Source organism: Allosediminivita pacifica, from assembly GCF_003054175.1.
Classification (GTDB): Bacteria; Pseudomonadota; Alphaproteobacteria; order Rhodobacterales; family Rhodobacteraceae; genus Allosediminivita; species Allosediminivita pacifica.
Genome location: NZ_QBKN01000041.1, coordinates 1 through 21,891 on the forward strand (window position 1 = coordinate 1; position 21,891 = coordinate 21,891).

At 62.5% G+C, this 21,891-nt stretch carries 17 protein-coding genes; 13 read left to right on the forward strand and 4 right to left on the reverse strand.

All coding sequences use genetic code 11. The annotated features are described in order from the left end of the window. The 4 genes from C8N44_RS21105 to C8N44_RS21120 form a co-directional block, all read left to right on the forward strand. On the forward strand, window positions 1-225 hold a 225-nt coding region (locus tag C8N44_RS21105; protein ID WP_245413001.1), incomplete at its 5' end, for a zincin-like metallopeptidase domain-containing protein. After that, entirely contained in the window at window positions 222-617 is a 396-nt protein-coding gene (locus C8N44_RS21110) for a DUF2958 domain-containing protein (RefSeq protein WP_107978746.1), read from the forward strand. The genes C8N44_RS21105 and C8N44_RS21110, both read left to right, overlap by 4 nt. 110 nt (window positions 618-727) lie before the next feature. Further along, window positions 728-1,216: a RadC family protein gene (gene radC / locus C8N44_RS21115; protein ID WP_244641159.1), complete on the forward strand. Its 489-nt coding sequence runs from the start codon at window positions 728-730 to the stop codon at window positions 1,214-1,216. A 116-nt stretch (window positions 1,217-1,332) separates the two neighbouring features. Beyond that, window positions 1,333-3,471 carry a ParB/RepB/Spo0J family partition protein gene (locus tag C8N44_RS21120; protein ID WP_107978748.1) on the forward strand — a complete coding sequence of 713 codons (2,139 nt, stop codon included), beginning with the start codon at window positions 1,333-1,335 and terminating at the stop codon, window positions 3,469-3,471. Window positions 3,472-3,584: 113 nt separating this feature from the next. On the opposite strand, the gene C8N44_RS21125 is transcribed toward C8N44_RS21120, so the two are convergent. After that, entirely contained in the window at window positions 3,585-4,676 is a 1,092-nt protein-coding gene (locus tag C8N44_RS21125) for an arsenic resistance protein (protein ID WP_210204210.1), read from the reverse strand. A gap of 349 nt (window positions 4,677-5,025) precedes the next feature. On the opposite strand from C8N44_RS21125, the gene C8N44_RS21130 reads away from it, so the two are divergent. From C8N44_RS21130 to C8N44_RS23230, 8 genes are all read left to right on the forward strand, one after another. Further along, the gene (locus tag C8N44_RS21130; protein ID WP_009450567.1) at window positions 5,026-5,190 is read left to right on the forward strand and encodes a hypothetical protein; all 165 of its coding nucleotides are present in this window, start codon (window positions 5,026-5,028) and stop codon (window positions 5,188-5,190) included. A gap of 200 nt (window positions 5,191-5,390) precedes the next feature. Next, on the forward strand, window positions 5,391-5,939 hold the full coding sequence (locus C8N44_RS21135) for a hypothetical protein (protein ID WP_170121111.1): 549 nt from the start codon (window positions 5,391-5,393) through the stop codon (window positions 5,937-5,939). A gap of 65 nt (window positions 5,940-6,004) precedes the next feature. Beyond that, window positions 6,005-6,421, forward strand: coding sequence for a hypothetical protein (locus C8N44_RS21140; RefSeq protein ID WP_107978750.1), 417 nt, complete (start codon window positions 6,005-6,007; stop codon window positions 6,419-6,421). Continuing rightward, complete coding sequence (locus C8N44_RS21145) at window positions 6,414-7,058, forward strand: antitoxin of toxin-antitoxin stability system (protein WP_107978751.1); 645 nt, start codon at window positions 6,414-6,416, stop codon at window positions 7,056-7,058. Before C8N44_RS21140 ends, C8N44_RS21145 begins: the two co-directional genes overlap by 8 nt. Window positions 7,059-7,216: 158 nt before the next feature. After that, entirely contained in the window at window positions 7,217-11,539 is a 4,323-nt protein-coding gene (locus tag C8N44_RS21150) for a strawberry notch family protein (RefSeq protein WP_107978752.1), read from the forward strand. Further along, window positions 11,539-12,585, forward strand: a complete 1,047-nt coding sequence (locus tag C8N44_RS21155; RefSeq protein ID WP_107978753.1) for a DUF7146 domain-containing protein — start codon at window positions 11,539-11,541, stop codon at window positions 12,583-12,585. Before C8N44_RS21150 ends, C8N44_RS21155 begins: the two co-directional genes overlap by 1 nt. A gap of 306 nt (window positions 12,586-12,891) precedes the next feature. Next, on the forward strand, window positions 12,892-13,818 hold the full coding sequence (locus tag C8N44_RS21160; protein WP_107978754.1) for a DUF2493 domain-containing protein: 927 nt from the start codon (window positions 12,892-12,894) through the stop codon (window positions 13,816-13,818). Window positions 13,819-14,143: 325 nt separating this feature from the next. Beyond that, window positions 14,144-17,995: an nSTAND3 domain-containing NTPase gene (locus C8N44_RS23230; RefSeq protein WP_146178895.1), complete on the forward strand. Its 3,852-nt coding sequence runs from the start codon at window positions 14,144-14,146 to the stop codon at window positions 17,993-17,995. Window positions 17,996-18,228: 233 nt separating this feature from the next. Here C8N44_RS23230 and C8N44_RS21175 read toward each other — a convergent pair whose 3' ends face one another. The 3 genes from C8N44_RS21175 to C8N44_RS21185 all read right to left on the reverse strand — a co-directional run bounded on the left by C8N44_RS21175 (window position 18,229) and on the right by C8N44_RS21185 (window position 20,899). Next, window positions 18,229-18,747: a hypothetical protein gene (locus C8N44_RS21175; protein WP_093412707.1), complete on the reverse strand. Its 519-nt coding sequence runs from the start codon at window positions 18,745-18,747 to the stop codon at window positions 18,229-18,231. A 38-nt stretch (window positions 18,748-18,785) separates the two neighbouring features. Then, window positions 18,786-20,009 carry an AAA family ATPase gene (locus tag C8N44_RS21180; RefSeq protein ID WP_210204211.1) on the reverse strand — a complete coding sequence of 408 codons (1,224 nt, stop codon included), beginning with the start codon at window positions 20,007-20,009 and terminating at the stop codon, window positions 18,786-18,788. Between the two features lie 362 nt (window positions 20,010-20,371). Beyond that, a complete protein-coding gene (locus C8N44_RS21185) occupies window positions 20,372-20,899 on the reverse strand; it encodes a 2'-5' RNA ligase family protein (RefSeq protein WP_107978756.1) in 528 nt (175 codons plus the stop codon). A gap of 169 nt (window positions 20,900-21,068) precedes the next feature. On the opposite strand from C8N44_RS21185, the gene C8N44_RS21190 reads away from it, so the two are divergent. Beyond that, on the forward strand, window positions 21,069-21,350 hold the full coding sequence (locus C8N44_RS21190; protein ID WP_244641158.1) for a hypothetical protein: 282 nt from the start codon (window positions 21,069-21,071) through the stop codon (window positions 21,348-21,350). The last annotated feature ends 541 nt before the right edge of the window (window positions 21,351-21,891 follow it).

Sequence of the window (21,891 nt, forward strand, 5' to 3'; positions counted from 1 at the left end):
GAGATTTCGAGCGCGTTCTGTTGCGCCTCGCTCGGGATCGTCCCGACTGTGCGCCACGCCGATTACATCGGCTCCTGGCTGGAGGTGATGCGCGAGGATTCTCGCGCGATCGTCCGCGCCGCCTCGCAGGCCAGCAAGGCGGCCGACTGGCTGCTGGCCCATCTGCCCGGCGACAGCACCGATGTTGAGCGGCAGATCCCGACGGAAGGGAGGGCCGTGGCATGATCCTCCTGACCGATACACAGCGTGACCGATTGCTGGCGAATGGCCGCGATCGCGATCAGGATCACATTCCGATCGTGAAGTTCTTCAATCCCTTTGGCGCCGGTGTCTGGCTTGCGACCGAGCTCGACGAGGACGGTGACATCATGTTCGGCCTGGCCGATATCGGCTACCCCGAGCTTGGCTCATGGAGCCTCAACGAACTGCGTTCCATTCGGCTGCCCTTCGGCATGGGTATCGAGCGGGATCTGCTGTTCACGGGGGCCTTCCCGATCTCGGTTTGGGCCGAGGCCGCCCGGGATGCCGGCAGCATTCGCGATGCCGAGCGCCTGCTTTATCGCTCGGGCCGTCTGCCAGGCGGAACACGCCCCGATGCGGAGCCCCCGAGTTCCTGAGGGGTTCTGCAGCTTCGGCGCCGCTCTCTCCGCAGGAAGAGGGCGGCGCTTCTCCTCGTGACGCGGTGAAAGTTCGGCGCCCGGCCGGCTGCCCGTCGGAGAACAGCACCATGACACGAAACATGAGAATATCCGCCAGCGAACCGCAGCCGTTCCGGTTCTCCGCCCAGGAGCAGGCCGTGGTCTATGAGGCCCGGCAGATCCTGCTGCGCCATCTCAACCAGAACCCTGTCCTGTCGTCCTGGCAGGCGGTGCTTGACTATTGCGCCCTCACCATCAGGGGCGATGTGGAGCGCTTCCATGTCCTCTATCTCGATCGCAGGAACCGGCTGATCTCCGACGAGTGCCTCGCCATCGGCACGGTCGATCATGTCCCGGTCTATCCCCGGGAGGTGCTGCGGCGCGGCCTGGCGCTCAATGCCTCGGCGCTGATCATCGTGCACAACCATCCGGCCGGAGATCCCGAGCCCTCGGCCGCCGACCTCGCGATGACCAAGGAAATCCGAAACGCCTGTGCGTCCCTTGGGGTAGTGCTGCACGACCACATCATCACCGGTGCTGGCCGGGAGACCAGCCTGCGTGCCCGCGGCGAGCTCTGATGGGTCTGCGCGTTCATCCCCGGCTCGGCCACGAGAGGGAAAGGAGGGTGGGGGTTTCGTGACGGGCTGGTTGCCGGAGAGAGAGGCTCCCCGGCGTCCGTCATGGAGACCCTGACATGGTCATTGCCACTCAGAAGATCACCCTGTCGTCCTCGCGCGACATCCCGTTCAACAAGCTGGTGCTCAGCCAGTCCAACGTCCGGCGGGTGAAGGCCGGAATCTCGGTCGAAGAACTGGCCGAGTCCATCGCCCGCCGCGGGCTGATCCAGTCCCTGCATGTCCGGCCCGAGCTCGACGCCGAGGGTAAGGAAACCGGCATGTTCGAGGTTCCCGCCGGCGGTCGCCGCTTCCGCGCGCTGGAACTGCTGGTCAAGCAGAAGCGCCTCAACAAGACCGCGCCGGTACCCTGTACCGTCTCGGAGGCCGGAGACGATATCCTGATCGACGAGGTTTCGCTCGCCGAGAATATCGAGCGCGCGCCCCTGCATCCGCTCGATCAGTTCCGCGCCTTCCAGGCCATGCGGGAAAAGGGCATGAGCGAGGAAGCCATTGCCGCCGCCTTCTTCGTGGATGCCAAGGTGGTGAAGCAGCGCTTGCGTCTTGTTTCCGTCTCACCGGCATTGCTCGACCTCTATGCCGAGGACGGCATGACGCTGGAACAGCTCATGGCCTTCAGCGTCAGTTCTGACCATGCCCGTCAGGAGCAGGTCTGGGAAGCGATCAAGGATGGCTGGCAGAAGGAACCGTACCACATCCGCCGCCTGCTGACCGAAACCACAGTCCGAGCCTCCGACAAGCGAGCGGTGTTTGTCGGCATCGCAGCCTATGAAGAGGCTGGCGGCTGCGTGCTGCGCGATCTCTTTCAGCAGGACGATGGCGGCTGGCTGCAAGATCCCGTGTTGCTCGACCGGCTGGTGGGCGAAAAGCTGAAGGCCGAGGCCGAAGCCATCGCCGCCGAGGGCTGGAAATGGGTCGAGGTCGCCATCACCTTTCCCTATGGTCACGACAATGGCCTTCGCCAGCTTGTCGGCACCACGGTCGATCTGAGCGAAGAGGAACGCGCTACCCGCGAGGCATTGCGCGATGAATATGACCGGCTTGAAGCCGAATATGGTGAGGCTGACGAACTGCCGGACGAGATCGATGCTCGCTTGGGCGAGATCGAACAGGCGCTGGAAGCGTTCGAGCGCCGCCCGATGACCTTCGAGCCGGACCAGATCGGCATGGCCGGTGTCTTCATCAGCATCGATGCCGATGGCGCATTGCTGATCGAACGCGGCTATGTTCGCGCCGAGGATGAAACGCCTGCGGAACCAGATGCTGAGATCATTGACCCGGAAACCGGCGAGGTGATCCAGCGGGCAGAACCGACAAGCAGCCATCAGCGTGCTGTCATTACGCTGGGCGGCCAGGCAGTCGAAACCGAGGAGGAAGACGAGGCCGACACTATCAAGCCGCTGCCCGATCGCCTGGTCAGCGAACTGACCGCGCATCGCACGCTGGCGCTGCGGGATGCGGTGGCCGTGAACCCGCATGTCGCCATGACGGCACTGCTGCACAGGCTGGTCATGGATTGCTTCATGCCGCATTCCAGTCGCGGATGCCTGGAAGCACAGGTCCGGGAGGTTCATCTGCCCGCACAGGCCGAGGATCTGCGCGATAGCGCGTCGGCCAAGGCCATCGCTGACCGCCACGAACGCTGGGGCGATCATGTCCCGGCAGACGATGCCGCCCTCTGGGATTGGCTGACCGATCTGGACGATGGTTCGCGCATGGATCTGCTCGCCCATTGCGTCAGCTACGGTATCAACGCGCTCTATGAGAAACCGAACCCTTACAGCGGCACGGGCGTTAGTCAGCACGGGCTGGACATCCGCCTGTCGCAGGCTGACCGGCTGGCTCGTTCAACTGGCCTCGACATGGTGGCCGTGGGCTGGCGGCCGACGGTTGGCAATTATCTCGGCCGCGTGACCAAGCCGCGTATCCTTGAGGCTGTGCGTGAAGGGGCCGGAGATCGGGCTGCCGATCTGATCGGGCACTTGAAGAAGGGTGATATGGCCAAGGAGGCCGAACGCCTGCTGGCCGATTCCGGTTGGCTGCCTGAACCGCTGCGCATGGTGGATGACGGGATCGAAGTCGATCCGGCATCGGGCGCTGCGGCGGAAGCCGACGATCTGCCCGATTTCCTCTCCGGCGATGGTGAGGACGACCTGGCTGACGACGAGGAAGAACAGCATAGGGTCGCTGCTGAATAGCACGCATGCGGGGCGGCTTCGGTCGTCCCGTTCCAACCGCTCCGCTTCCGCAACTCGCCCGGTCCTCATGATCGGGCTTTTTCTTTGGGATCTGTGCCGGATATTCCTGCGGTTCAGGCCGACGGAGCCTGATCCTCGTGCGCCCTTCCGAAACGCGGAAAGACGCGAATGTAGATCAATTCGGCGATTAGTTCCACCAAGGTCTGCGTCACGATCACAGCCGGAAGCACGGGTATCGCACCTGGAACAGCAAGGGCTAGCGGCAGCACAACGAGGGAATTTCGGGTTGCAGACGAGAAGGACACGGCCCGCCCCGCAGCAGGTTTAAGACCGAAGGCGCGAGCGATGCCCCAGCCGCAGAACGGGGCGGTGACGGCAAAAGCGATGTAGATCGGCAGGGCGGATAGCGCATGGCGGCTGGCGGCCCCCAGAACGGGAACAGTGGCGGCTACAACGAGGAAAAGGACCAGGGCCGTTGCAGGGATCGGAAGAAACCCCAAAACGTCACTGACACGCTGCCCTGTCGTATGCCGCGCAGCCCAAAGCTGGACTGCGCCAGCGCAGATCAGCGGCACGGCGATCAGCCAAACGAACGCATGCACGAACGGGCCGACACGCACGAGGTTGGCGGCTTCGTCACCAAGGAACAGGCCAAGGTAAATCGGCAGCAGCGCCATCTGCACCAGCAGCAAGATCGGCGTCGATGACAGCAGCAGCCTCGCATCAGCCCGCCCCAGATGGGCAAAGGTGATCACGTAGTCGATGCAGGGCGTCAGCAGCACCATAAGGATACCAAGACGCAGCAGAGCGTCGTCTATGGCAAATTGCGATAGCAGGAAGGCAAGGATCGGAACGGCGATGAAGTTGCTGACCAGAAGGGCACCCAGAAAGCGCGTTTCGCGGAATCCTCGGCCAATCTCCGGCAACGGCACCTGGAGGAAGGTGACAAATAACATGAAGGCCAGTGCGGAATTAATCCCGCCTTCCAATTCGCCTGTGCCTGACAGGGCAAATCCCAGGATCGCGGCAAGAGCGACAGTCGCGAAGTAGATCCACACCTGTTGCCGCTCCAGAGTGTCACGCATGTTGATCCTTATTTGCAAACACACATCTTGGCATATGCCTATACCATTCATGCGGTAGCTGCGAGCGACCGGTCTGGGCTCCTTTTCGGCGATCCACTGATACAACTCCAGCTTCACCATAAACCCGGTTATCCTGCACATGGGCAAGCGGCAGCCATCTCTGGCCTGAAGGGAACACGATCCTGATGCCAGCATGGCTGCAAGGCTGGCGCGGCAGAGCATCTGCGACGGGTATCCGGCATCCTGTCAGATGCGAAAAACCACCCCCGCTTCCATTCGCAAACCTTGGTCCGATCCGTCTCTTTGACATTCAACCCCAAAGGGGTCGGCTTGACGCTTCGCGTGCCGCCCTCGGGGATTCGGGAAAAGTCCGAACGCCCTCGGGTGATTGCAGATCCGGTCAGACACTTCGGGCGCTTGGTCAGCGCGGGGGATGGTCCCCCGCCTCCAAAGACAGGAGCCGGAACCCATGTCCTATGCAGATGCCACCGCCTTCGCCGCCAGCCTTGCCGCCACGCTGATGGTTTCGATCGTTGTGTTCCAGGCCGGAGACGGCACCCACGCCGCTTGCCCCGCCGCCGAGTTCGACGGCGACGACGATATGGTGAAGCTGGAGCTGGACCCGTGGGAGTAAGGCGCGAAAGCGCCTCATCCCCGCCGGCCCGAGCGCGGAGACCCGCGCTTCGGGCCTTCAGCGCCTCACGATGGTCCCCCATCGTCGGCGGCGGAACCGGGACCAAGTCCGGTCAGAGAGGAAGAGTGCGGGCCGTTCGGCCGTGACGGGTTGAGGGTCGGAGAGAGAGGCTCACCGGCGCCCGTCATGGAGTGCTTCCGATGACCTTTGCCCGTTCCGAAACCTTCCGTTACATCGGTCATATTCTGGCTGCCGATGTTCTGCCCGCGCTTTATCGGTCGCAAAAGCTGCCGCTGCGCATCTCGTGCCTCGGCGTGGCCAGCTATGACGCCAGTGACGCGGCGAACAGCTTTGACCGCGTGATCCCACTTGGCGAATGCCCGTCACCGGAAGAGGCCATACAGGCCGCGGCCTTGCGCGTGGCGCGCGGTGATATTTGCACGGGGCCAGACAGCTTCCCGTATTTTCAGCCGCGCATCATGCTCATTCAGGACCGAGATCAGCGCCTGGTCCTCGCCGGTGAAATCCGCGCCGGCATTATCCTCTGGCAACAGCCAGTCGCCTCCGATGCCGAGGCACGCAGGATTGTGACCGAGGCCAGCCGCCTGCGCGGCATGGCGTTTCGGACATCAGATCCAGCCGAGGCGCGACAGTTGCGTTACCGCGCCGCGGCGCTGGAGGCACGGTTGGTCGATCCCTTCTGGCGCGAGACCGCGGCCGATCTGCTCCGCCTGTCACAGGCCGCATGAGCTTCACCCTTTCCATCCCATTCGGCTCGGTTTCACGCCGAGCCATGTCATGCCCGGAGACCATCATGGCCGACTATTTCACGCACTTTTCTTGCCTGCTTGACGTGGGCACCCCCGAAAACGCTGCCCGCGCACTCGATCTCTACAACGCTCTGGCGGATGACAATGCCGCCGAAGATCCGCCATCGGACGGCTTCCTGCTCTCCATCCAGCCAGAACATGGTGGCACTCAGCTCTGGATACGTGATGACGTCACCGGCGATTCCGAGCATGTCATCCAGTTCGTCAAACGCTGCGCCACCGAGTTCGGTCTGACGGGTCTATGGGGCCTTCAATATGCAAACAGTTGTTCCAGGCCGAGAATCGATGGCTTCGGAGGTGGTGCGCATGTCCTCGATCTTGCCACCGGCGAAACGGTGGACTGGATTTACACCGATGGTTGGCTTTCCTCGGTGCTCGAAGGGAGAGAGCCCTATGCCTGAGATCATCGAAACCACCGTCTATCGCTCGGGCGAATTGTCCGATGCGGCGAGGGAGAAGGCTCGCGCCTGGTATCGCGAGGGCGGCTTCGATTATGACTGGTACGATGCCGTCTACGAGGATTTCCAGCACATCGCCGAAATCCTCGGGCTGAACCTCAAGACCCGAACCGTCCGGTTGATGGGCGGCGGCACACGGCAAGACCCCTGCATCTGGTTCCGGGGCTTTTCCTCGCAGGGGGACGGTGCCTGCTTTGAATCTTGGTATTCCTACCCGAAGGATGCTCCGCGCCGTATTCGGGAGCACGCACCACAGGACACCGAATTGCATCGCATCGCCGATGCCCTGCAGACGGTCCAGCGGCGCAATTTCTACCAGCTTCGCGCCGAAGCCACCCATCGCGGCCATTATTACCACGAATACTGCATGTCGATCTCGGTCGAGCGCGACAGCCCGACCGGGCAGGACATGAACGCCGATGCCGAGGAGACGATCATCGAGGCGCTGCGCGATCTGGCCCGCTGGCTCTACCGCCAGCTTGAGCGCGAATATGATTATCTGTCCTCGGACGAAGTGGTCGATGAATCCATCGCCGCCAATGAATACACCTTTACCGAAGCCGGTCGCCGCTTCGGATGATCCCGGGAAGACACTGCCAAGCGCCCCGCCGTCCGGTCGGGGCGCTTTTTTTATGCTGCGCTTTGAGAGTGAGAGGTGGGCCGGAAGTGGTCAGGTCAGGGCGGTCGAGAGAGAGCGCCGTCCGGGCTTGTCCTTCCCACTCTCCTGAGGTTCCCGACATGAACATGGTTTTCCCCGTGGCCGATCCGGTCACGCCGCTGGCGGCTGCGCCAGCGATCCTGGCTGCGGCCAATCATCTGCTCCCCCATCTCGAACGCGGTCAGCGCGTCGATGCCGTGACATTGCGCGGTGCGATGGAAACGGCTTTCGGCGCGTCGGACGCTACCGGCGCCTGGGACTGGAAGCTCGCCTATGAGGCCGGCGAGGTCGCTACCGTCCTTTTCTTACGCAAATACGGAAAGGCGCTTTTCCGTAAAGCCGCGTCTCCGGCTGCACGGATTTCCGTGCTTGCAAAGATCGCCGGACTATTGCCGACGCAGACCCGCCGCTCCGAGGAAAGCCAGAACTTCCAGCAGTTTTCGACGCCGATCCCGCTCGGCCTTGCCGCTCTGACGGCTGCCGCCATCACGCCTGATGATAGGGTGATGGAGCCCTCGGCTGGCACCGGCCTGATGGCGATCCTGGCACAGGCTGCCGGCGGTTCGCTGATCCTCAATGAACTCGCCGAGATCCGCGCCGATCTTCTCTCGTCCCTCTTTCCGGCCTGTCCCGTCACCCGGTTCGACGCCGCCCAGATCGACGATCATCTGACCCCGGAGGCTGTGCCGTCCGTGGTGCTGATGAACCCGCCTTTCTCGGTCATGGCCAATGTCGAAGGGCGGATGGCGGATGCTTCCCTTCGCCATGTTGCCTCGGCGCTGGCCCGTCTTGCTCCGGGCGGTCGGCTGGTGACGATCACCGGCGCTGGCTTTGGCCCCGAAGCTCCGGCCTGGCGGGAGGCTTTCATCCGCTTGCAGGCGCGTGGCCGTGTGGTGTTCAGCGCCGCCGTCGATGGTGCGGTCTTCGCCAGACATGGCACCCGCATCGACACGCGGCTGACGGTGATCGACAAGCTGCCCGCCGACGATCCGCTCCGTTTCCCGGCCTCACCGGGGATCGCCCCCGATGTTGCCACGCTGATCGGATGGATCGAGGCGCATGTCCCGCAGCGTTCGCCGGTATCATTGCCGAAAATCGTGGTGCCCGCTTCGACCGCCACGCCGAAAACCGTGCGAGGCTATCTGTCCCGCGCGACAGCTGCGCGGCCTGCCGCTGCTCCTGCCAACGACCCCGAGGGCGTCGAACTCGCCTATGAGACCGTGGACTGGGCGCCACCGGACGGCGCTCGCCTGTCCGATGCCATCTATGAGGAATATGAGCTGCAATCGTTGCGCATCCCCGGCGCCGCGCCGCACCCGACCAGGCTGGTGCAATCCGCTGCCATGGCCTCGGTCGCGCCGCCAAAGCCGTCCTACCGGCCCATGCTGCCGTCCGACATCCGCAGTCGGCTCTCCGACGCCCAGCTTGAAACGGTGATCTATGCCGGTGAAGCCCATGCCGATCACCTCGCCGGTGCCTGGACCGTGGATGAGCATTTCGACAAGGTGAGCGCCGCGCCCGAGGATGCTGCCGGATCGATCCGGTTCCGCCGGGGCTTCATGCTCGGAGATGGAACCGGCGCTGGCAAGGGGCGCCAGTCGGCCGGCGTTATCCTCGACAACTGGCTGCGCGGGCGCCGCAAGGCGGTCTGGATCTCAAAATCCGACAAGCTGATCGAGGACGCGCAACGCGACTGGTCGGCGCTTGGAATGGAACGCCTGCTCGTCACACCGCTCTCGCGCTTCTCTCAAGGCGCAAAGATCTCGCTGTCGGAAGGCATCCTGTTCACCACCTATGCCACGCTACGCTCCGATGACCGCGGCGAGAAGGTTTCGCGCGTCAAGCAGATCGTCGAATGGTTGGGCAGGGACTTCGATGGGGTCATCATCTTCGACGAAAGCCATGCCATGCAGAATGCCGGAGGCGGCAAAGGAGACCGCGGTGATATTGCCGCCTCGCAGCAGGGACGGGCGGGCCTGCGGCTCCAGCACGCGCTGCCCGACGCCCGCGTGGTTTATGTCTCAGCGACCGGCGCCACCACAGTTCACAACCTTGCCTATGCGCAGCGCCTCGGACTCTGGGGCGGCGAGGACTTTCCATTCCAGACGCGCGCTGAGTTCGTCGAAGCAATTGAAGCGGGCGGCGTGGCAGCCATGGAAGTGCTGGCTCGCGATTTGCGTTCTCTCGGCCTCTATACCGCGCGCTCGCTCTCCTATGATGGGGTGGAATACGAGCTGGTCGAGCATCAGCTCACGGATGAACAGCGGCGCATTTATGATGCCTATGCCGGTGCTTTCGCCGTCATTCACAATAACCTCGATGCCGCAATGCAAGCCGCCAACATCACCGGCAGCGAGGGCACGCTGAATCGGCAGGCGAAATCCGCCGCCAGATCGGCCTTCGAGAGCACGAAGCAGCGTTTTTTCGGCCATCTGCTGACCTCGATGAAAACCCCGACGCTGATCCGTTCGATCGAGGCCGATCTGGAGGCGGGCCATGCAGCCGTCATCCAGATCGTCTCCACCGGTGAGGCGTTGATGGAACGGCGGCTGGCGGAAATCCCGACCGACGAATGGAACGACATCTCCGTCGACGTCACGCCACGAGAATATGTCGGCTCGTACTTGCAGCATTCCTTCCCGGTGCAGCTCTACGAACCCTTCACCGACAGCGAGGGCAACCTCTCCTCGCGGCCGGTTTTCCGGGACGGTCAGAAGGTCGAGAGCCGAGAAGCCGTCGCCCGGCGAGACGAGATGCTCGAACAGCTCGGCTCGTTGCCGCCGGTTCCAGGCGCGCTCGACCAGATCGTGCAGCGCTTTGGCACCGATCTGGTGGCGGAGGTGACGGGCCGTTCGCGCCGGATCGTGCGCAAGGGCGAAGGCGCATCGGCCCGCCTGGCCGTCGAGAACCGTGCGCCCTCCGCGAACCTTGCGGAGACATCGGCCTTCATGGATGACCAGAAGCGCATTCTGGTCTTCTCGGATGCGGGGGGCACCGGGCGCAGCTATCACGCGGACCTTTTGGCGCGGAACCAGCGCCTGCGGGTGCACTACCTGCTGGAGCCGGGCTGGAAGGCCGATGCCGCCATTCAGGGGCTCGGGCGCACCAACCGCACCAACCAGGCGCAGCCGCCGCTCTTCCGACCCATCGCCACGGATGTGAAAGCCGAGAAGCGGTTCCTCAGCACGATCGCCCGTCGTCTCGACACGCTGGGCGCAATCACCCGCGGGCAGCGCCAGACCGGCGGTCAAGGGCTTTTCCGTCCCGAGGATAATTTGGAATCCGCCTATGCCCGCGATGCGTTGCGCCAGCTCTATCTGCTGATCGTTCGCGGCAAGGTCGAGGGCTGCACGCTTGAACGGTTTGAATCCGCCACCGGCCTGAATCTGATGGACGCGAATGGCATCAAGGACGACCTGCCGCCGATCACCACCTTCCTGAACCGGCTGCTGGCGCTGACCATCGAGTTGCAGGGCGTCCTGTTCTCGGCCTTCGAGCAGCTTCTGCAGGCCCGGATCGACGGGGCAATTGCATCCGGCACCTATGACATGGGGCTGGAGACGCTGCGTGCCGAAAGCTTCATTGTCACCGACCGGCAGGTGATCCACACCCATCCGGGAACCGGTGCGGAGACCCGGCTGCTGACCCTGACCGAGCGCAGGCGCAATCAGCCGGTGCCGCTGGATGCGGCGCTGGCGGAACTCGACGATCCGCGGGGGAAGCTGCTCATCAACGAGCGGTCCGGACGGGCGGCGGTGCAGATCCCGACCACCAGCGTCATGCTGGATGATGGCGAGATCGAACGGCGCGTGCGGCTGATCCGGCCGATGGAGGCGATGAACATTCCGGTGCGGGCGATGGGCGAGACCCATTGGCTTGAGGCCGACCGTGCCGCCTTCACCGTGGCCTGGAAGGCGGAGCTGGCCGAGGTGCCGGAGTTCACCGACAGCATCCTGCATATGGTGACAGGGTTGCTTCTGCCGATCTGGAAACGCCTGCCGCAGGACTCCTCCCGCGTCTATCGGCTCCAGACCGACGAGGGCGAACGCATCATCGGTCGCCGTGTCTCACCCGCATGGGCGGTGAATGCAGCCACCAGCGGGGTTGCGACCAGCATCACGCCGGACGTGGCCTATGCCGCGCTGATCGAGGGCCGCACGATCTTCGATCTGGCCGAGGGGCTGCAATTGCGCCGCGTCCGGGTCATGGGCGCGAACCGGATCGAGCTGACCGGCTTCACCGACGCGATGCGAGAGCGTCTGCGAACCTATGGTCTCTTCAGCGAGATCATCTCCTGGAAGCTGCGCTTCTTTGTGCCGGTGGGGGCATCGGGGCCGGCGATCATCGGCAAACTGCTCGGCCGTTTCCCGATCGAGCGCATTTCCGAGCGGGAGGCCGCGTGATGGTACGTCTCAACGCTTCCGAACTGGCGCAGCGTCTCGGCCGAGAGGCCGAGGCGGTATGCCGCTACTATCTCTCGAACGGGCGCAAGCAGGGCAATTACTGGCAGGTCGGGGATGTACGGAACACGCCCGGCCGCTCCATGTTCGTTCGCCTGAGCGGGAGGGAATCCGGGAAAGGGGCTGCCGGCAAATGGACCGACGCCCAGAGCGGGCAACATGGCGATCTGCTCGACGTGATCGGCGAAAGCCTCGGCCTCATCGATTTTGCCGACGTTGCCGAGGAAGCGCGCCGCTTCCTCAGCCTGCCATATCCTGAACCGGAGCCGCAGTCCCGCCGATCCCGAACACAGCCAGCACCATCGGGATCGTCCGAGGCGGCCCGACGGCTCTGGCGCATGACACAGCCGCTCACCGGCAGCCTCGCGGAGACGTATTTGCGGACACGCGGCATTACGGATTTACGCGGAACCGAGAATCTGCGTTCCCATCCGACCTGCTACTGGCGGCCGGAGGGCGGCGGCCCAACCGAAACCTGGCCCGCCATGATCGCCGCCGTCACTGACCTCGACGGCAGGATCACCGGTGCGCATCGCACCTGGCTTCAACGTGACGGCTCCGGGAAAGCGCCGATCGATCCACCGAGAAAGGCGATGGGAGACCTGCTCGGAAGCGCTGTCCGGTTTGGCGAGGTGCAGGATGTCATGGCAGCGGGCGAGGGGATCGAAACCATCCTTTCGCTGCGCCAGGCATTGCCCAAGATGCCGATGGCCTCCGCACTTTCGGCCGGGCATCTCTCCGCCATCCAGTTCTCCCCGCATCTTCGCAGACTCTATATCGTGCGCGACAACGATCCTGCCGGCGACGCCGCGCGGGACAGTCTGGTGGACCGGGCCATCGGGGCCGGGATCGAGGCGATCACGCTTTCGCCCGTGCGGGGGGATTTCAACGACGATCTCGTCAGCTACGGACTGGAGGCGCTTCGGGCGCAGATCCGGGTGCAGATCGCCCCCGAGGACGTCAGCCGCTTCATGGCGCTTGCGTCATAGCCAGAGAGGGCCGTGATCGGGGATAACCGATCCCGCCATGGGCAAGGGGTTGCGGCACCTCGGCAAGGGGGCCGCGCCTTGGCCTTCTTGAGAGGGCGAGCGGCCCACAAACGCTCCGGCCCGGCAATGGCGGCGCCCGACTGATTTCCGTCGGCGGCAGAGCCGCCTTTACAGCGCGAAACAAATCAGCCGGGCTTTGCCATCAAGGCCCTCGCAAAGAGCTCGGGCTGTCAGACCGGAGCGCCCGTGGGCTTGTCGTCGCCATGAAGGCCGCGACGGTCGCGGTCCAGCCGAAGGACACATCCCATGTATGCCCATGACGAATTCGAACCCGATCACAGCACGTCTCCCACCGGCCATGTCATTGAAGCGCTCGAACTCTATGGCTACCGTCCCGCCGAGGGCGAGGCCGATCCCCGGATCACCCCCGAGGACACCGCCATCCAGGGCGCGGTTGCCGACATCTTCGACGCCCTGATCTCCACCATGGCCGATACCAGCCTCGATTTCGATCTCGACGAAATCATGTGGTCCACCGTCAACACCTTCCACCGCGCCGTGGAACGGATCGAACGCAAACTCGACGATAACGAGCAGGCTCAGAAGCGCCTTCAGCGCGAACAGGACGGAAGCGAGGTGAAATCCGTCCAGCTGGAGACCCTGATCGGCGTCGGTCACAGCCTGATCGAGCGCCGCGACAGCATGGAGGTCTTCCGCGACACCGCTGCCGACATTTACCTGCGCACCACCGGCACGCCCTGGTCGCCGCGCTCCGGCTCGCGGGTCAACCATCGCCAGATGACCTCGGCCATGATCGACAGCCGAGATTTTCTCGCCGCAAAACGCCGGGCCGATAATGAAGTGCTCTTGCCCGCCGGGCCGAAGATTGCTTTCTCGGGCGGGGATACCACCGATCACCGACTGATCTGGGACAGGCTCGATCAGGTTCATGCCAAGCACCCCGATATGGTCCTTCTGCACGGCGGATCACCGAAAGGTGCCGAACGCATCGCGGCCAGTTGGGCCGACAATCGCAAGGTGCCGCAGGTCGCCTTCAATCCGGACTGGACGAAACACGCCAAGGCTGCGCCGTTCAAGCGCAACGACCGGATGCTCGATACCATGCCGATCGGGGTCATCGTCTTCCCCGGCACCGGCATTCAGGAAAACCTCGCCGACAAGGCCCGCAAGATGGGCATCCCGGTCTACCGCCTCGCGGATGGCAGCGCGTGAGCGCTGCACCTATTCAAAATGACCGCGCAGCTTCCTGCATCCGTTGCGGTGGGCGGAGAGTTGCCTGACGGCAGCGCGCGGCGTGGCACCTGCAGCAAACCCGGGACAGCGGCCATCCGTACGCGGCGCAGCGATCCCTTTGCCCTAGCCCCGTGTCGGGGCGGTGGGCCGACCTTCGCTGCGCCCCGGACGAACGGCAGCGATGCGCAATAGCGGACCCGAACGCTCGCAGCATGAGCGATCTCCAGACAATAGTTTTTCGTTACCAGATCCACTTCATTGACGCTTCTTGTCAGCCAGCGTCGCGCGAAGTATCGCATTTACTATGACAATCGCTATCATCGGCCCTGAAAAATTTGCTTTTCAAGATCTTGTATGTGTGGATCTGGCACTCGCAGCTCTGGAAGACGGTCCCATTTCGATGGTCCCGGAGCAGAAGGGCAGTGAAGATGCAACACTTTCTTGGCCGACGACTGGAGACCTGCCAGCAGCGACGGTCGAGGTTCAGGTCAAGGGTGCGACCGGATCGGTCAGCATGGCGATGCTCGCGGACTATCTGCTTCATTATCCGGATCGCAACGCAAAAGGCTCACTGCTCGAGCGCTTGATGGATATGGAAAACCGAGCCGCATTGTTTGTCATGACGGCCCGCTGTGACGACATCCTCGCGCCACTCCTCCTAGACCGCACGCCGCGCGCGCTGGTCGATGGGCGGCCGACATCCGACGCGCTTGCCGAAGCGTTGCGTGCGGCAGTGAAGACGGTCGGCGAGAAGGCACTGCCCAAAAAGCCCACCAAACTCCAAGAGGAGCGCCGTGCCGATGCGCAGAAGCTCGCCGAGCGGCCGCTTGCCCAACATGCGCGCGCGCTCACGCATCTAGCCATCGTCGAGCGTGAGACCGCAGAGACAGTCGAGGTACGCCTCCATCGAACATTGCAGCACCGCCGCTTCGATACGCTGTCGATCCGCGGTATTCTCGCTAGCCTAACTGACCACCTTGGAGCCGCTAAGCGCAGCCAAGAGGATGTCGTTCCTGCGCTTCAGCACGAATTGGATCACCGCGCTCCCCGGGCGGTGCGACCAGCCGATTATCTTGATCGTGGAATTGAAGCTGAGCTTGTCGAGCTTCTCGAACATCAAGGAACTTTACTGCTTACCGGACCGCCTCGTGCCGGCAAGTCGTGGACGGCTCGGCGCATCGGCGGAGAATTGCAACATCACGGGTTCGAGGTTGGGGTCGGCAGCCATATCGACGAGGCTGAGCGTTTTCTCACCGACACAATTGGCGCCGCGCGGCTTTATATTCTCGATGACCCGCTCGGCGCACGTGAGCCACTTGCCGATGCCAGTGCCCGCCTAGGCGCATTGCGACAACTTATCGAGCGTCTGCCGCCCAACCGGAGACTCATCGTTGCGCAAACTGATTCAGTCCTGCTCCAGTCACGTGCCGCCGCAACAATTGAAGCGTGTGCGGTGGGTGCTTGGTCGTGGCTAAGGATTGCCCCGCTATCACCCGACCGAGCCATTGCAATCTGGCGGGCGATAGCTGAATCCCTAGACATCGAGCCAGCCGCGATTGAACGGATTGTAACGCTCATCGAACGAGATGATCAGCTTCGCGACCCAGGCGCTCTAACGTATCTGGCTCAGACGTTCGATTACCTGCCTCCCCACGCGGGCGCCGCCGAAATTTTGTTTCAGGCTCGCAGCGATGCTGTGGATTTCGCGCGTGGTCTTGCGGGCGCCTCGCCGGGTTACCGTGCCATGCTCTCTGCAGTGGCATTTGCGACTGCGCCTGGCCAAGCGGCTGCCATCTCGGAGCTTGCATTCATCGCCAATGGTGGGGCGGCGCGTTCGGGCTTCAAACCCGATTTCAATGTGATTGTTTTCGGCGGAGATCCGCGTCCGCCCCCGGCCTACACGGAGCCTCCGCTGCTCTCTGAGACCCAGCAGCATGCCATTGATAATCTTCAGCGCCGACGCGTTCTTGATATTGGCGAGAGAGGCTTTAACTTCACTCATCCCTATCTGCGCGCAGGCGCTCAAGCGCTTCAGCGTCCTGACATTCCGAGAGACCGTGATCAGCTATTAGAACAGGCTGAACGCAGCCTAGCCTGCGTCGAAGCTGTAACTTCGCTAGCAGCCGCGCGCAATTTGAGATGGCTCCGTGCGGTGGTGGCGCCTGATGACCGATCATCTATCCTCGCGATCGCGAGTAAAGGGTTGCGTTCACTTTTCCCGGCAACCCGCGACGCCTGCTTTTCGCTCCTCATCGACATGGCGGACGAATTGACGCCGGATCAGCGCGACCGCCTACCGGACTGGGCGGATCAGGTGTTGATCGAGCTCGAAGATATCGACGTCAGCAATGGGGCCGGGTTTATCGCTGATCAGAGGCAGATGTTCATCACGGCCTCACCTATCGACGAGATTCAGCCCTATCTTGACGCAATCGATGCCGACGAGCCGCTCGGTCTCGACTTGGCACTCGGACGACGTATCTTGCTCGCTCTTGAACTCCATCCCGAAGCGATGAGCGCCGCTGTCTGCCGTCGCTTCCTTCGTGCTGACGAAGCCGTCATCCGCGGCGCGGCGGCTGGCGTTTGGTTCGCAATACCCCGCGAAGACGATGAAGACATAATTGAATGGCTTGCACACGACCGCGCTCCTTCGATTAGCATTGCCGTTCTTCAAAATGTCGCGTCCAGCTGGGCGACACTCGAAGGGCGCCGGCGCCGGGCACTGATCGGAATGTTGCAAGCACAGGCACAATCGACCGGCTGTGCCAGCGTCCTTTTCAACCGGCTAGTCCTATTTAATCGAGTAGAATATTTTGGCGAGGCGCCACCTTGGACTTTGTTCGCCGAACTTCTACCAACAGTAATTGAGCATCTTCCGGTATCAGTTTCATTTCGGAACGGCCGCCTGAACGCGGTGCTGGACGATGCGATTGAGGCGCTGCCCGCAGATGCGCTTGGCTCGGCGATAGAAGCTTGGGCGCATCGCCTACAGAGGCGGCTCGCATATCGCACACTGGATGAGTATGAGCTTGCGATCGTCGAACCGCTGCTCGCCGTTTTGGAGCCGAAACGACGCCTCTCCCTACTGCGCGATCTAATCAATGTCCCCGACACGGGGGCGCGTATCGTCACAATGAAATGGTTGGTCAAATATTGGGATGACCTCAACCCTGAGGAACATGCACTACTGTCCGGGGCGCTTGCGGAAGACAGATCAGACAAGTGTTGGCTCGCCGCCACGGTTCTGACAAGCGCCAGCCCTCCTGAGCCGCTCGTCGAACAACTGACCGGTGCTGCCAAGCTTTTGAACGGTACCGCCGAAGAGATCGATAGTGCGCTCGGCGCAGAGTTGTTTGCCGCCTGCATCCGGATGTACCGCGGCGATCCGCAACCACTCTGGTGGTATGCGACCCATCATTCAGAAAACCCTGCTTGGCCAAGGATCGTGAGCGCGATTGCGAGGAACCCGGATCATCCCTTATTCGGTGAATGCTTTGTTGAAATCGCGAGTTTTGGAAAAAAAGGGGATCTTCTTAAGCTTGTCGATACACTGCCTGAGGCCGCGTTGATGCAGGCCTTCGAGCTGCTGCTCCAGTATAAACTCGGATGTACCGGATTTTGGCGTGACAAGAGTTGGACTCGCCTGCTTGAGCGAGCCGAGAGTGCCGGTTTGCTTGACGCTATGTTCGAGCGGATCGATTCGGTGTCGGACGGTATTCTCGAAGAACTAACGGACTTACGCGATTGGCTGGGCGATGGGAGATTTTCCGAGCGGCTATTGTCTCTTTATCCGTGCGATCTTAAGGCCTTGGTGGAGCTCCGGCGCTTCGAACGAGCTGCCAACGGTCTGGTGGATAGCATGGCGAGCGACAGATCTGTAGATCCGGACAATCTCGCTGCCGTCATGCGGATATTTATTGGCCACAAGGTCGAACTACTCGAAGCAGAATCCTGCAGACTTTTCGGGACGTGGGACGCCCTTTCCCAGGCCCTGAGGCGTCAGGGTGATGACGCCGCACTCGAGGCGCGCATTTCTGCGGGCCGGGAGGCTGCACTCGAACGCCACAACTTATTGCGTGATAGTCATAGTGATGTAACAAAGGACATCCAACTCGACGGCTGGGTGTTCCAGATAGCTGGACCCTCCCAAGCATAGCATGACCGGCCTGACTAAAGCCGGCCGAGAAGGGCGAGGCCGGAGGAAAGCTCGAACGACAACTGTAAGCGGCGGCTATGGGCTGACCGGTCTTCCTCTGCATCTGGCACGAAGGTCCGCAATGGGTCTAGGCTGTGTCAAAACTCGGCCGAGATTTCCGGTGACAGCGTTGTTCCAGGGCCGGAACGTCTAAGACGTGGCCCCGGTCCAGCCGAACCCGCTTCCCCCATCGGTCAGGGCGCAATGAGCTTGAGCCGCTTTAGAAGCTCGGCAAGATCGGGCTCAACCCCGGCTGCCCGCGACACGTGATCGAGCCCGATCCTTCTCTGAAGCTCCGCAGCCGACATGTTCTTGTGGTAGCCAACCCAGAGGGCGGAAAGCGCGGCCAGTGACCTGCCACGAGGCGGGTCATCATGTTCGTGACCGGCGAAATGGCGAAGCAAGAGGCCTTCGAAATCCGGGCGCTGCCAGATCGCGATCATTCCGCTCCGGGCCAGGATCGCTCTCGCCTCTAGGCCGCCGTCCGGTAGCTCCGGCAACCGGTCGGTATCCAGCATGACCGCCTGTGCCGCGAATGGGCCGCCCCGCCTGATCTCTTCTGCCAGCTTGCGCTCCGCCTTCTTCGCCAACTCCAGCGGATCACCGGCCGGCTGGAGGTTAACAGGAACCACGTGAATCTTGGCTCCGCTCGCGTCAACCAGCCGCTGAAGCAGGGCGCCATAGCCTTGCTCGCTCTCTCCTTCACAACCCAAGAATACCCTTGCCCGTCGCTCTATGACCCGACGCCCCCTCATCCGATGCTCGGAACCCCGCCATAGACCCCGCCGAGATAGTTCTGCAGGAAGTTCTCGTCGCGCCGAATCCCCTTGATGTCGCCGAGGCCATAGATCTGGGTTGCCCCGTCCGGCGCCTTCTCACAGAAAAGGACCTCTTCCTTCAGGAAACCGTCGAGCAGGGACACAGCGTGGCAGCTCATCCAAAGCTGCGCACCATAAGGATTTCGCTCCGGGTCGGCGAACCATCGAAGGATCTCCGGGAGGACGGACGGGTGAATCGCCACGTCCAGTTCGTCGATCACCGCCACCCCCCCGAGCGCGAGCGCCCGGTGGATGGTCGGGTAGACCCGGAAAAACTGCTGGGTCCCATGGCTTTCGAAGATCATCCGGATTGGCTGATCGAGCCCGGCGTGCGTGAAGCTTGCGACCGGCCCGCCGTTCTCCGCGAGGATCTGGACCTGGTCGACCCCGAGATCGATGCGCCGGATGTCACGGTTCAGCGCGCTCAGTAGCTCCGGGTTCCGCGCATAGCCAGTCAGCAGGTCGAAGTCGTTCCGCTCAAACCGGGTCAGCAAGATGTTCGTATCGATCGCGTTGGCGGCCTGCACGAAGCTCAGCGCCAGCCGGTTGTTGAGCTGGCCCAGCGTGGCGATGACGCTCGCGTCAGGCCGCAAAATGCTTTCGAGAACGGTGAGCTCCCGTCCAAGCCCGAGCCAGGGCGCGACCTTCACCGCTCCCGCCCCGTCGCGCTCGAACACACGAACCAACCTGGCCGAGCCGCTCGGACGATAGTGCAGGCTCTCGTGAAGAACCCGGTCTTCCCCGCCGCTTCGGGTGCCGAGCTCAAGTGAATAGACGTACGGGCAGGTTCTCGTCGCCCCATCGGTGAGAGGGTCCTCAAGCCCCGCGAAGGTGATCGACAGCTTGGTAGGCATTGAGCCCTGGGCCTCGGTCAGAAACTTCTGGTAGGGTAGAAGGGTCCGCGCCTTGTGCTCGAAGCTGAACTGCACGAACCAGCTGAGGAAGGCGATAGCCCGCAGGACGTTCGACTTGCCCGAGGCGTTTGCCCCGTAAATGGCGATCACCCGGGGCGCACGATCCTCTGACCCGTCGTGGATCTTGACGAGCCGTCCGGCCTCCTCAGGAACCTTTCGTCCGACGGTCAGGTCAATCACCTGCGGCTCCCGAACAGAGTAGAAGTTCGCGATTTCGAGCTTGTAAATCATCTGGGCCTCCAAGGCTACATGTAGCCAACCAGAAAGACGTTTTCAACGATATTTCCGCAAAATAACCTCTCAGTTAGCGACTTCTGTCGATCCAAGGCGCGGATGCTACCACGCGCTTCTATCCGAAAGACTTCTGCCCAACTGGTGAATCATGCTGTAATGCAACTAATCCTGATGCCAGGGGCGAACGGCTGCTAGGTCAGCTATGGCTGTCTTGCGCAGATTTCGCTGCGCTCGGGCTGAGCGACGGCATTGGAGAATGCTGCTGCGCAGCATTGGGAGGGTCTGATCGACCGCTCTGGGCCGGAAGTGTAGGGGCGCGGCGCGGATCAAGCACGACCACCTGCCGCGCTTCCGCACGTCGCCCTCGAACCCTAGCCCGACTTTTCGAACGGGATGGTTCGGAGGTGGTGTAAGCTCCCATTCTCAAGCTTAAGCACCTCCAGCGCCCGGATGGTTCCCAAGAGCGGGAAGCCTCCGAGGGAAGACGTCTCTAAACGCTCGACAAGCGTTCGATCAGGGTTCGTCGCGACCGTCATGTGTGGACGATAGGGGATATCTTCCTTTTGCTCCGCCCTCTGAGCGCCTTCGTAGAGTTGCTCATGCAGTGCCGCCAACTGGGAACTTCCGCTCGAGCTTACGAGTAGCAGTTTATAGGTCTGTTCAAAGGGATCGTGTGCAATCTCTTCAGAAACGAAAGACACCTCAAACTGCGATGACCTGCTGGCCACTGCCTCGCAGTGTTCCTGGAACTCATGAGGGTTGATATTCATCAGCCTGAACACGAGAGTTACGTGTGGGAGGACGAGCTTGGCTCTGGCCGGCTCGTTCTCGGTCCGAAACCGACGAATGCGTTCGGCGACACTCGGCTCAAACTGTGGATATGCCAGGACGTAGATCATCACGACACAGTGGGAAAATCTGCACCACGGGTCAACGATCGGCTGGTTCCCTCAGAGGGGGCGGGTCACCTCGTGTCTCGCCCAAAGAAAAGAACTCTGCTAACTTTTGGGTTGCGCCATGGTGGTCGTGGCAGGCGCGACCGTTCCACGTCAAACGGGAGACACCACCATGTTCGTTCTCGGAATCCTTTCATCTTTTGCCGCCGTCGCAGCCATGTGCTGGTTGCTGTTCAACCTTGCCGTCTTCGCCCTGCCGTTCTTCGTCGGACTTCATGCCGGTATTTGGGTCTATGGCACCGGTGCAGGCTGGCTCGGAGCAATCCTCGTCGGTGGCTTTGCCGCCGGCCTGACTCTGGCCATCGGCCAGGCGCTGATCATACTCGTCCGGCCGCTCTGGGCGCGCTTTGTCATCACCCTGATCTTCGTGGTGCCGGCTTCCACGCCACCCTAGGGATCGCCAGGGCCATGATGCCCTCGGAGACCTGGCAGATGATCTTCGCTGTTATCGGCGCTGGCGCTGTAGGCGTTTCCGCCTTTCTCCGCATTGCCGGTTCGGCAGCCGAGCCTTCGGACAGCTCTCCCGTGAGAGCCTGACACTGCAGGCGATCCGATGAGGCGGGGCCTGATCAGTGCTGGACTGCCATCCCAATCGTCAGATTGCCGGTATGGGGCGGTGTGCGGATCGGCATGAGACCCGCGTCGCTGCCCTTGGCCGTGCGGCGGGAATGGCGGACCGTTCGAGCGGCAGACTGCACCTGCGATCGCGGGGGGGGGCACGTCGGGCCGGGCGCCTGGAGAGTGATGCGCATGGCCTGTCGCGGGTGAGCCAATCCGCCGGTGAAAAGCCGGTCAGGTTGACGGGCATCCGCGATCGCCATCGTCTCCGTTCTGACCCGTCCATGTCCGCTCCATACGGCCCTTTCAATGGCCTGATCTGGCCGAAGACCGGCTGTGCCTCGACCGGCTTGGCGCAACAGCGCCGCCATAACTTT

Coding starts and splice junctions, on each gene's coding strand:
- C8N44_RS21110 (WP_107978746.1), top strand. CDS start 222: ATGATCCTCCTGACCGATACACAGCGTGACCGATTGCTGGCGAATGGC.
- radC (WP_244641159.1), top strand. CDS start 728: ATGACACGAAACATGAGAATATCCGCCAGCGAACCGCAGCCGTTCCGG.
- C8N44_RS21120 (WP_107978748.1), top strand. CDS start 1,333: ATGGTCATTGCCACTCAGAAGATCACCCTGTCGTCCTCGCGCGACATC.
- C8N44_RS21125 (WP_210204210.1), bottom strand. CDS start 4,676: ATGGTGAAGCTGGAGTTGTATCAGTGGATCGCCGAAAAGGAGCCCAGA.
- C8N44_RS21130 (WP_009450567.1), top strand. CDS start 5,026: ATGTCCTATGCAGATGCCACCGCCTTCGCCGCCAGCCTTGCCGCCACG.
- C8N44_RS21135 (WP_170121111.1), top strand. CDS start 5,391: ATGACCTTTGCCCGTTCCGAAACCTTCCGTTACATCGGTCATATTCTG.
- C8N44_RS21140 (WP_107978750.1), top strand. CDS start 6,005: ATGGCCGACTATTTCACGCACTTTTCTTGCCTGCTTGACGTGGGCACC.
- C8N44_RS21145 (WP_107978751.1), top strand. CDS start 6,414: ATGCCTGAGATCATCGAAACCACCGTCTATCGCTCGGGCGAATTGTCC.
- C8N44_RS21150 (WP_107978752.1), top strand. CDS start 7,217: ATGAACATGGTTTTCCCCGTGGCCGATCCGGTCACGCCGCTGGCGGCT.
- C8N44_RS21155 (WP_107978753.1), top strand. CDS start 11,539: ATGGTACGTCTCAACGCTTCCGAACTGGCGCAGCGTCTCGGCCGAGAG.
- C8N44_RS21160 (WP_107978754.1), top strand. CDS start 12,892: ATGTATGCCCATGACGAATTCGAACCCGATCACAGCACGTCTCCCACC.
- C8N44_RS23230 (WP_146178895.1), top strand. CDS start 14,144: ATGACAATCGCTATCATCGGCCCTGAAAAATTTGCTTTTCAAGATCTT.
- C8N44_RS21185 (WP_107978756.1), bottom strand. CDS start 20,899: ATGATCTACGTCCTGGCATATCCACAGTTTGAGCCGAGTGTCGCCGAA.
- C8N44_RS21190 (WP_244641158.1), top strand. CDS start 21,069: ATGTTCGTTCTCGGAATCCTTTCATCTTTTGCCGCCGTCGCAGCCATG.